The 9,943-nt window shown below is 71.7% G+C and carries 8 protein-coding genes; all 8 read left to right on the top strand.

The window, feature by feature from the left end:
• The first annotated feature begins 472 nt into the window (after positions 1 to 472).
• The gene (locus tag H566_RS26615) at positions 473 to 3,352 is read left to right on the top strand and encodes a CRISPR-associated helicase/endonuclease Cas3 (RefSeq protein WP_051379051.1); all 2,880 of its coding nucleotides are present in this window, start codon (positions 473 to 475) and stop codon (positions 3,350 to 3,352) included.
• Positions 3,353 to 3,585: 233 nt separating this feature from the next.
• Complete coding sequence (gene casA / locus H566_RS26610) at positions 3,586 to 5,226, top strand: type I-E CRISPR-associated protein Cse1/CasA (protein WP_051379050.1); 1,641 nt, start codon at positions 3,586 to 3,588, stop codon at positions 5,224 to 5,226.
• Positions 5,227 to 5,236: 10 nt separating this feature from the next.
• The gene (casB, locus tag H566_RS26605; protein WP_051379049.1) at positions 5,237 to 5,773 is read left to right on the top strand and encodes a type I-E CRISPR-associated protein Cse2/CasB; all 537 of its coding nucleotides are present in this window, start codon (positions 5,237 to 5,239) and stop codon (positions 5,771 to 5,773) included.
• Positions 5,774 to 5,820: 47 nt separating this feature from the next.
• Positions 5,821 to 6,927, top strand: coding sequence for a type I-E CRISPR-associated protein Cas7/Cse4/CasC (gene cas7e, locus H566_RS0119915; RefSeq protein WP_028312816.1), 1,107 nt, complete (start codon positions 5,821 to 5,823; stop codon positions 6,925 to 6,927).
• Positions 6,928 to 6,944: 17 nt separating this feature from the next.
• Positions 6,945 to 7,805 carry a type I-E CRISPR-associated protein Cas5/CasD gene (gene cas5e, locus H566_RS0119910; RefSeq protein ID WP_211238127.1) on the top strand — a complete coding sequence of 287 codons (861 nt, stop codon included), beginning with the start codon at positions 6,945 to 6,947 and terminating at the stop codon, positions 7,803 to 7,805.
• Between the two features lie 2 nt (positions 7,806 to 7,807).
• Positions 7,808 to 8,512 (top strand): type I-E CRISPR-associated protein Cas6/Cse3/CasE, encoded by a 705-nt coding sequence (gene cas6e / locus H566_RS0119905; protein ID WP_028312814.1) that lies wholly within the window; start codon positions 7,808 to 7,810, stop codon positions 8,510 to 8,512.
• Positions 8,513 to 8,535: 23 nt separating this feature from the next.
• Positions 8,536 to 9,456, top strand: coding sequence for a type I-E CRISPR-associated endonuclease Cas1e (gene cas1e, locus H566_RS0119900; protein WP_028312813.1), 921 nt, complete (start codon positions 8,536 to 8,538; stop codon positions 9,454 to 9,456).
• Positions 9,437 to 9,733: a type I-E CRISPR-associated endoribonuclease Cas2e gene (cas2e, locus tag H566_RS0119895; protein ID WP_028312812.1), complete on the top strand. Its 297-nt coding sequence runs from the start codon at positions 9,437 to 9,439 to the stop codon at positions 9,731 to 9,733. The genes cas1e and cas2e overlap by 20 nt, the downstream gene beginning before the upstream one ends.
• Positions 9,734 to 9,943 lie beyond the last annotated feature (210 nt).

Here is a 9,943-nt window from a genome sequence, read left to right as displayed (position 1 = left end):
CGAAATGTGTTCCCCACGGGCGTGGGGATGAACCGCTGTAGCTGTTGCGCACGTGCACCGCGCGCTGCTTGTTGCCCACGAGCGTGGTGACGAACCGATCATCACGACCGGGGGCTTCAAGGACGCGTGTTCCCCCGACCGCGGAAATGAACCGCCCGCAGAGGCGCACTCCTACGACCGAACCCCGACCGAGCAACGGCCTTCCAAGCCGCAATTCACGCCCCGGAGACCAGGCGACGTAACGCCACGTCCCCCCGGCAAACGCGCCGACGAGCAAACCTGCATGACCTCGACGCCGATCGCCGCGACACATGCCGCGCCGCCACGCGCATGACCGGCAGGCCCTCCGTTTAACTCTCCCGACCGCCATGCGGCGGCTACCCCTGTCAGCATCGCGTTCCCGGCGCATCGCCCCACAACGGATGCCGCCGCACAGGTGACATCCGACCTCCATTCCTTTCCGCGTGCCCGCATGCCCAGCTATCACGCCTACTGGGGCAAGGCCCGCCCCACCGCCGACATGGCCGAGCTGCATCTGCTCGTGCACCACTCGCTCGACGTCGCTGCCGTCGGTCATGCCTATCTCCGGCGTCATCCCGCACTGCTCGACTGGCTCGCGGCCAGGTTCGTCGCACCTCGCGACGTGCTGCTCGACTGGTTCGTCTTCTGGCTTGCGCTGCATGACCTCGGGAAGTTCTCCATCACCTTCCAGCGCCAGCGCAGCGACCTCGTCGAGCAGCTCCAGGGCCAGCCCGCGCCCGAGGCCCAGGCCGAGCCCGTGCGTCACGACAGCCTCGGCTTCGGCTTCTGGCGCGAGTACATGTGCGACTGCGCGCTGGACGAGGACTGGTTCGGCGAGTTCGACTCGCGCTCCGACCTGACCGACGCCGTCGAGCCCTGGGTCCGCGTCGCCACCGGCCATCACGGCATGCCGCCACGCACCGACGCCGGCGTGCAGGCCACGCGCCACTTCACGCCGCGTGGCGCCGCGCGCGACGCCCCGTCGCGCAACGCCGCCGACGCACTCGACTTCGTGGCCGCGATGCGCGCCATGTTCCTCTCGCCCGCTACCGCCGCGCTTGTCACGCGTCCGGACTTCGCCGACCGCAGCCGCGAACTGTCGTGGTGGCTTGCCGGCGTGGTCGTGCTGGCCGACTGGATCGGCTCGGATACGGACCACTTCCCCTACCGCGCCACCGCCTTGCAATCGCTTGCAGGCTACTGGGCCGACGCGCTCGCCCACGCCGACGCCGCACTCGACGCCACCGGCATCCTCGTGGCACCGCTGCGCGCGCCGCTCGGCTTCGCGCAGCTGTTCCCGCGCATTCCCGCGCCGTCGCCCCTGCAGGCCTGGGCTGCCGAACTGCCCGTGGCGCCACGGCCGCAGCTGCATCTGCTCGAGGACGTGACCGGCGCGGGCAAGACCGAGGCCGCCGTCATGCTCACCCAGCGCCTCATCGCGGCCGGCGTCGCCGACGGCTTCTTCATCGGCCTGCCGACCATGGCCACGGCCAATGCGATGCACGAGCGCATCTCGCAGGTCTATCGGCCGCTGTTCGGCGAGGCGGCCAGCCTCGCGCTCGCCCACGGCCGCCGCAATCTCGTCGAGGCCTTCGCCGCGAGCGTGCTGCGCCCCGGTCGCGCCGACGCCGATCCCGACGCGCCCGACGGCGACGACACCGCCACCGCGCGCTGCACCGCCTGGCTCGCCGACCACAACAAGCGCGCGCTGCTCGCGCCGGCCGGCGTCGGCACGATCGACCAGGCGCTGCTCGCCACGCTGCGAAGCAAGCACCAGTCGCTGCGGCTGCTCGGCCTGTTCCGCAAGGTTTTGGTGGTGGACGAGGTGCATGCCTGCGATGCCTACATGCTGCGCACGCTCGAACTGCTGCTCGAATTCCACGCGCGTGCCGGCGGCAGCGCGGTGCTGCTCTCGGCCACGCTGCCGATGCGCATGAAGCGCAAGCTGCTCGCCGCCTTCGCGCAGGGGGCCGGCCAGTCCGCCGCGCCCGCGCACCGGCGCGACTACCCGCTCGTTACCTCGTGGGTGGCAGGCAATGCCGCGGACGAGCCGGCGCCCGCCGTACCGCCGGTCGCCACCGCCGTTGCCGCCGCCACGCTGACCGAGCAGCCGATTGCCACCCGCGCCGCCGTGCGCCGCCGCGTGGGCGTGCGCCACGAGAGCGACCGTGCCGCGCTGCACCGGCTCATCCTCGACACGCTCGCCGCGGGCCGTTGCGTCGCCTGGATCCGCAACACGGTCGCCGATGTGCTCGATGCCCATGCCGAGCTTGCGCCCGCGCTGCCGGCCGGCTCGGTGACGGTCTTCCACGCCCGCTTCGCGCTCGCCGATCGGCTCGTGATCGAGCAGCGCGTGCTTGCGACCTTCGGCCGAGACAGCGGCCCGGCCGAGCGGCGCGGGCAGCTGCTGCTCGCGTCGCAGGTCGCAGAGCAATCGCTCGACATCGACGCCGACCTGCTCGTCACCGACCTCGCGCCGATCGACCGCCTCGTGCAGCGCGCCGGCCGGCTCATGCGCCATGTGCGCGATGCCGAGGGCCGCGCGAGTACCGATCCGCAGGCCGGCGATGCACGCGGCGAGCCGCTCATGGTCGTGTTCGGTCCGGCATTCACCGAGGCGCCGCGTTCCGACTGGTTCAAGGACTTCTTCCCGAAGGCGAGCGGCGTCTATCCCGATCACGGCCAGCTCTGGCTGACCGCGCGCGCCCTGCAGGCCGGCGGCTTCACCATGCCCGACGACGCGCGCGCCCTCGTCGAGGCCGTGTACGACGGCGAGGCCGAGCTGCCCGCCGGCCTTCAGGCCAGCAGCAACCGCGCGGAGGGCAAGGCCTATGGCGACCGCAGCCTCGCCGACGCGAACGTGGTCGATCCGGAGCGTGGCTACGTACGCGGCGGCAGCGAATGGGACACCGACGAATCCGCGCCCTCGCGTCTCGGGGAAGACACGCACGACGTGCTGCTCTGCCGTTGGGACGGCGGTGTGCTGCGACCGCTGCATGCGCATGCCGACCCGCGCGCGGCCTGGGCCTACAGCGGCGTGCGCATCGCGCGCCGGCTGCTCTGCGGCGTGCCCCAACCGGCCGACGCCGCGCGTGCCACGGCGCTGGCCGAATGCGCGCAACGGTTGCCGGGGCAGGGCAGATGGTCGGTGCTGCTGCCGCTGGAAAGCGACGGCAAGGACGGGTTCGCGGCGCGGGCGCTGCGCCTGTCGCGCGACGAGAAGGCCGAGTTGCCGGCGCGCTGTCGCTATTCGTCGTTGACGGGGCTGGTGCTGGAAGACGAAGCGGCGCCCGACCCGGAAGGGGCGGGCGCCGGGGCCTCACGGCAGTGAGGAAGCGAGGTCTTTCGGTGCGGCATCGGCCAACACCATCGGTTCATCTCCATCGCATGGAGAACGGCGGCGGGCGCAGCGCGACTGCGATCGGATGCTCCCCCGCCTGGCTTTCGTGGTTTGCGTCTCGGACATTTTTATCAACAACATCAACCAAAACCATCTTTGAGAATTTCAATGGCTTCCGTCGCCGCTGACCTTCAGCCGGCGCAGTTACCGGGAGCCTCACCCGCATGTCCCTTCTCGATGAACGCTGGATGCACGTCCGTCTGCGCGACGGCGGGCGGGCGCTACTGGCCCCGTTCGAGCTGTCGCGACCCGATACCGTCGCCTTCGATGCAGCGCGCCCCGACTTCAACGGCGCGCTGTTCCAGTTCGCGGTCGCACTGCTACAGACCATCACGCCGGCGCGCACGCGGCGCGACTGGCGCGCGTGGTTCGCAGCGCCGCCCGATGCCGACACGCTCCGGGCGCTGTTCGAGCCGATCGCGCCGCACTTCGTCTATGACGGCGACGGCGCGCGCTTCATGCAGGACCACGCGCTGCGCGCGGCGGATGGCGAGCCGGTCGCGATCGCCAATCTGCTCATCGACTCGCCGGGCGAGAACGCGCTGCGCAACAACGGCGACTTCTTCACCAAGCGCGGCCGCATCTCGCGGCTGTGTCCGCATTGCGCGGTGCTCGCGCTCTACACGCTTCAGGTCAACGCACCGTCGGGCGGTGCCGGCCATCGCACCGGCCTGCGTGGTGGCGGTCCGCTCACCACGCTGCTGCGGCCCGAGACGGTGGCGGGCGAGCCCGCGAGCCTTTGGCAGCAGCTCTGGCTCAATGTGCTGCCCGAATCGCAGTTCAACGAAGTCGGCGGCGATCGCAATCGAGACGAGCCGATTGCACGCTTCCCCTGGCGCGGCCCCATCGAGCAGCTGCAATCCGACGGCGGCTCGCTCGCGCCGACGCAGGTGCATCCGCTGCACGTGTACTGGGCCATGCCGCGCCGCATCCGGCTCGACCTCGACGCCGTGGCGCAGGGCACCTGCGACCTCTGCGGCGCGACCTCCGACCGGCTGGTGACGCAGTACGTCACGCGCAACTACGGCCTCAACTACAAGGGCGCCTGGAACCACCCGCTGTCGCCCTACTACCAGGTCAAGGACGAATGGCTGCCGCTGCATCCCCAGCCCGGCGGCATCGGCTACCGGCACTGGCAGGGCTTCGTGCTCGGCATCCAGGCAGACAAGCAGGTGCGCCGCGCCGCCAAGGTCGTGACCGACTTTCTCGACGATGGCATCGAACGCAATCAGCGCGTCGAGCTGCGCCTGTGGGCCTTCGGCTACGACATGGACAACATGAAGCCCCGCTGCTGGTACGAGTCGGTCATGCCGCTCCACGCCATCGGCGAATGCGGCGCGTCCGAGCGCGAGCTGATGCGCGGCGACATCGCAGCCTGGGTCGCGGGCGCCGAACTCGCCGCGAGCTATGCGCGCAATGCCGTCAAGGACGCATGGTTCGGCGGTGACGCGCGCGGCGACTACGGCTTCATCGACGCGAGCTTCTGGAGCCGCACCGAGCCCGATTTTTATGCCCTGCTGCGCGAGCGCATCGCCGCCGCGCGCGACGGCGGCGAGTGGGACGCGGTCGCGCGCGCCCTCGCGTGGCGCAGCCTGCTGCGCCGCACGGCGCTGCGCCTGTTCGACGACGAGCTGGTCGGCGCCGGTGCCGTCCACGCGCAGAACCCCGCCCGCATCAAGGCCGCGCACGAGCAGCTGACCCGCAACCTCGACGGCCCCAAGTTGCGCGACGTCCTGCATCTGCCCGCGCCCGCCGGCAGCGCCAAGCCCAAACCCGCCAGGAAGACCGGCCGCAAGGCCGACTGAGGAGATCCCCATGTCCAAGCCCCCCAGGCTGCTGCGCGGCGAAGGCCCCGGCAAGGTGCTGTTCGACTGGTGGACGCAGCTGTCCGCGTCCGACGTGTCGGGCAGCCTGCGCGCCGACCGCGCGGTGCTGCGTCGCGCCGCCAGTCTCACCGCCGTCGCGCTCACGCCGGCCTTCGTGCGCGTGTTGCGCCGCATGGAAGCCGCGCTCGCCGAGGGCGACAGCTGGAACGAGCACGACCGCGACCGCATCGCCGCCGCCATCGGCCTCGCCGCCCACGTCGCCACGTCGGTCGACGGTCTGTCGCTGCCCGAGGCCGCGAGCCGCCGCCCCGACGGCGTCGACCGCAACCCGGTCAGCGACCTGCGCTTCGCCCGCCTGCTCGATTCGCCCGACCTCGACGCGCTGTTCGTCGGCCTGCGCCGCGCGCTGCCGCTCATCGGCGACACGGTCGACGTGATGAGCCTCGCCAACGACCTCTACCGCTGGGGCGACCCAGTCCGCAAGGCGTGGGCCTACCAGTACGACTGGAAGCAGTCCGGCGAATGAACCTTCCGCCCCGCCACCCCGACAACAGCCTTCAGGAATCCCGCGCCATGTCCCGCTTCGTCCAGCTTCACGTCCTCACCAGCTATCCGCCGTCCAACCTCAACCGCGACGACACCGGCCGCCCCAAGACCGCGCTGCTCGGCGACGCGACGCGGCTGCGCGTGTCGTCGCAGAGCCAGAAGCGCGCGTGGCGCACGTCGGAAGTGTTCGAGGTCGCGCTCGCGGGCAGCCTCGGCACGCGCACCAAGCGCCTCGGGCGCGACGTGTATGCGCAGTTCGTCGCGGGCGGCGTGGCCGAGAAGCCGGCGCGCGAATGGGCGCGGCTGATCGCGGGCCAGTTCGGCAAGGTCAAGCCCGAGGCCAAGGCCGCGAAGGCGAAGACCGATGACGACAAGGCCGAGGCCGCGGGCAAGGTCGACGCGCTCGCCGACTTCGACATCGAGCAGCTCGCGCATTTCAGTCCCGAGGAACTGGATGCGGTGAAGGCGCTGGTGACGGCCCTCGTCGCCCGCAAGGAGCCGCCGACCGCCGATGAACTCCGCCTGCTCGGCCGACCGCGCCGCGCGGTGGACATCGCGATGTTTGGCCGCATGCTGGCCGACTCGCCCGAGTTCAACGTCGAGGCGGCGGTGCAGGTCGCGCATGCCGTCACCGTGCATCGCGCGGCCGTCGAGGACGACTACTTCAGCGCCGTCGACGACCTCAACAGGACCGACTCCGGCGCCGGCCACATCGGTGAGCGCGGCTACGGCGCGGGCCTGTACTACCTCTATCTCGCGATCGACCGCGAGCTGCTTGCGCGCAATCTCGGTGGAGACGAGGCGCTTGTGCGGCGCGCGCTCAAGGCGCTGGTCGAGGCCGTGACCAAGGTGTCGCCCACGGGCATGCAGGCGAGTTTCGCGTCGCGCGCCTATGCCGGCTACGCGCTTGCCGAGACGGGCGATCAGCAGCCGCGCTCGCTGGTGCAGGCCTTCCTCAAGCCGGTCAAGCCGCAGGACGGCGAGAGCGTGTTCGACAATGCCGTCGCCGCGCTCCGGACCCGCCGCGACAATTTCGATGCCGTGTATGGCGCCTGCGCCGACGCGCGCGCCGAGTTCAACGTCGAGACGGCCGAGGGCTCGCTCGCCGCGCTCGCCGACTTCGTCGCGGGCTGAGCGCGATGGACTTTCTCGTGTTCCAGCTCCGGGCGCCGCTCGCGTCCTGGGGCGAGCCGGCCGTGGGCGAGTACCGCGGCACGGCCGAGCATCCGTCGCAGTCGGCGCTGGTCGGGCTGCTCGGCGCGGCGCTCGGCATCGACCGCGCCGACGAGGCCGGACATGCCGCGCTGCGCGACGGATTCGCGTTCGCGGTCGCGGTGCTCGGCGAGCCGGGCGCGCATCGGGGCGCCGCGCGCGCCGGCGGCAGCCTGCTGCGCGACTACCACACGGCCCAGGTGCCGCCGCGCGCCGCGCTCAAGGGCTGGCCGCACCGCTCACGCCGCGATGAACTCGCGATCCCGAAACGCGACCTCACGACCATCCTCTCGACACGCGACTACCGTCAGAACGCGAGCTGGCTGGTGGCCGTGCAAGCCTTTGCAGGCGCGCGCTGGCCGCTCGCCGGGCTGGCCGAGGCGCTGCGCCGGCCGCGCTTCGTGCTCTGCCTCGGGCGGCGGAGCTGCCCGCCGTCGGCGCCGCTGTGGCCGCAGGTCATCGACGCGGCCTCGGCGCTGTCGGCCTTCGAGGACTACCGCGCACGGCAGGTCGCCGCGATCGCGGCGGCCGATGCGGCGCGCGCCGCCGATGAGCGCCGGTCCCGGGGCTTGCCCGCCGATGCCGCGTCGGCCCGCCGCCAGTGGCGCCACGCCGCGCCGGCCGACGACGCGCTCGGCCCTGTCGCGCGCCTTGCCTGGGCCGACGGCGCCGAGCCGGGCATCGACCCGGCCGTCACCTCGGTCGTCACCACGGTGCGCAAGGACCGCGTGATCCGCCGCCAGGGCTGGCTGTTCGGCGACCGCGCCGAGCATGTCGCCATCCTCGATCCGGAGTCCTGAGCATGTTCTTCAGCCTCATCAAGCCGGCCGAGGGCCGCGAGCGCGAGGCCGCGCGGGCGCGCCTGACCGGCCCTTACGCCGAACATCAATGGCTGTGGCGGCTGTTCGCCGCGCCCGAGGGCACGGCGCGCGATTTCCTGTTCCGCCGCCGCGACGTGGACGGCCTGCCGCGCTACTACGTCGTGTCGCAGCGCGCGCCGGGCCGGCCCGACGCCGGCTGGACGCTCGACGTGCGCGACTACGCGCCGCGCGTGCGCGTGGGCGACCGGCTCGCCTTCGAGCTGCGCGCCAATCCCACGGTGCGCCACGACCGCAGCGGCAAGTCGCAGCGGCACGACGTGGTGATGGAGGCCAAGCGCGCGCTGCTCGCCGAGCACGGCGCCGCGCGCTGGGGCGAGATTCCGCCGTCGGTGCGACCCGAGCTGTACGAGCTGGTCGCCGAGGCAGCCGGCCACTGGCTCGACCGTCGCGCGGAGCGCTGCGGCTTCGCGCTCGACCGCGAGGCGCTCGCGGTCGAGGCCTACACGCAGCACGGCCGCGACGAGCGCGGCACGGCGGCGCGCGGGCTCGCGTTCTCGTCGGTGGACTTCCGTGGCGAGCTGGTCGTGACCGAGCCGCAGGCGTTCGTGCAAACGCTTGCAGGCGGCATCGGCAGCGCGCGGGCCTTCGGCTGCGGGCTGCTGCTGGTGCGGCCGGTCGGCTACTGATAGACCGCCACCGCTTCCGTCGCATGGCCGCGCCGCTCCCGCCGCTCAGGCCGATCCCGATCAAGGAGCGGCAGTCGGTCGTCTTCATCGAGAAGGGCGAGGTCGATGTGCTCGACGGCGCCTTCGTCGTCGTGGACGTGACGGGCATCCGCACCCAGATCCCCGTCGGCGGCATCGCCTGCGTGATGCTGGAGCCGGGCACGCGCGTGTCGCACCGCGCGGCGGCACTCGCGGCGCGCGTCGGCACGCTGCTCGTGTGGGTCGGCGAGGCCGGCGTGCGGCTGTACTCGGCCGGCCAGCCCGGCGGCGCGCGGGCCGACCGGCTGCTCTATCAGGCGCGGCTCGCGCTCGACGAGACGCTGCGGCTGAAGGTCGTGCGCCGCATGTACGCGATGCGCTTCGGCGACGAGCCGCCCGCGCGCCGCAGCGTCGAGCAGCTGCGCGGCATCGAAGGCGCGCGCGTGCGGCGCAGCTACCAGCTGCTCGCGCAGAAGTACGGCGTGAAGTGGTCGGGCCGCGACTACGACCAGCAGGACTGGGACTCGGCCGACATCGCCAACCGCTGCCTGTCGGCCGCGACGTCCTGCCTGTACGGCGTGACCGAGGCCGCCGTGCTCGCCGCCGGCTACGCGCCCGCCGTCGGCTTCATCCACACGGGCAAGCCGCTGTCCTTCGTGTACGACGTGGCCGACGTCTACAAGTTCGAGACCGTCGTGCCGGTCGCCTTCAAGGTCGCGGCCGCGCCCACGGGCAATGTGGAGCGCGCGGTGCGGCTCGGCTGCCGCGACGTGTTCCGCCAGACCCGGCTGCTCGAACGCATCATTCCCGACATCGAGACGATGCTCGCCGCCGGCGAGATCGTCCCGCCCGCGCCACCCGACGATGCGGTCGGCCCGGCCATCCCCAACCCCGACAGTCTTGGCGATGCTGGTCATCGTGCTTGAGAACGCCCCGCCGCGCCTGCGCGGCCGGCTCGCGGTCTGGCTGCTGGAAATCCGCGCCGGCGTCTATGTCGGCAACTACTCGAAGCGCGTGCGCGAACACCTGTGGGCGCAGGTGGAGGAGGGCATCGAGGACGGCAATGCCGTCATCGCCTGGCGCAGCAGCAGCGAGGCGGGCTTCGAGTTCCTCACGCTCGGCGCGAACCGGCGCGTGGGGGTGGATTTCGACGGGGTGCAGCTTGTGAGTTTTCATCCGGAGCCGTCGGGCGACGAGGGGTGATTGTGGCGGTGTCGCAGGGCTGCCCGGTGAGGGCGGCTTCGCATGAAGATTCATGGGAAATCGGCGGTGGATTTTTCAGGGTGGAAAAGTGCTTTAAAAATCAGGTGGTTATGATTGGTGCGTTCCCCACGGGCGTGGGGATGAACCGTGGGTTGCTCGCGCGCTCTAATTAACTATATCGCGTTCCCCACGGGCGTGGGGATGAACCGG

It is taken from the genome of Derxia gummosa DSM 723 (genome assembly GCF_000482785.1).
In the GTDB taxonomy this organism is placed as follows: Bacteria; Pseudomonadota; Gammaproteobacteria; order Burkholderiales; family Burkholderiaceae_E; genus Derxia; species Derxia gummosa.
Note: the sequence above shows the minus strand (reverse complement) of the source record. Positions and strands in the feature narration are given on the sequence as shown.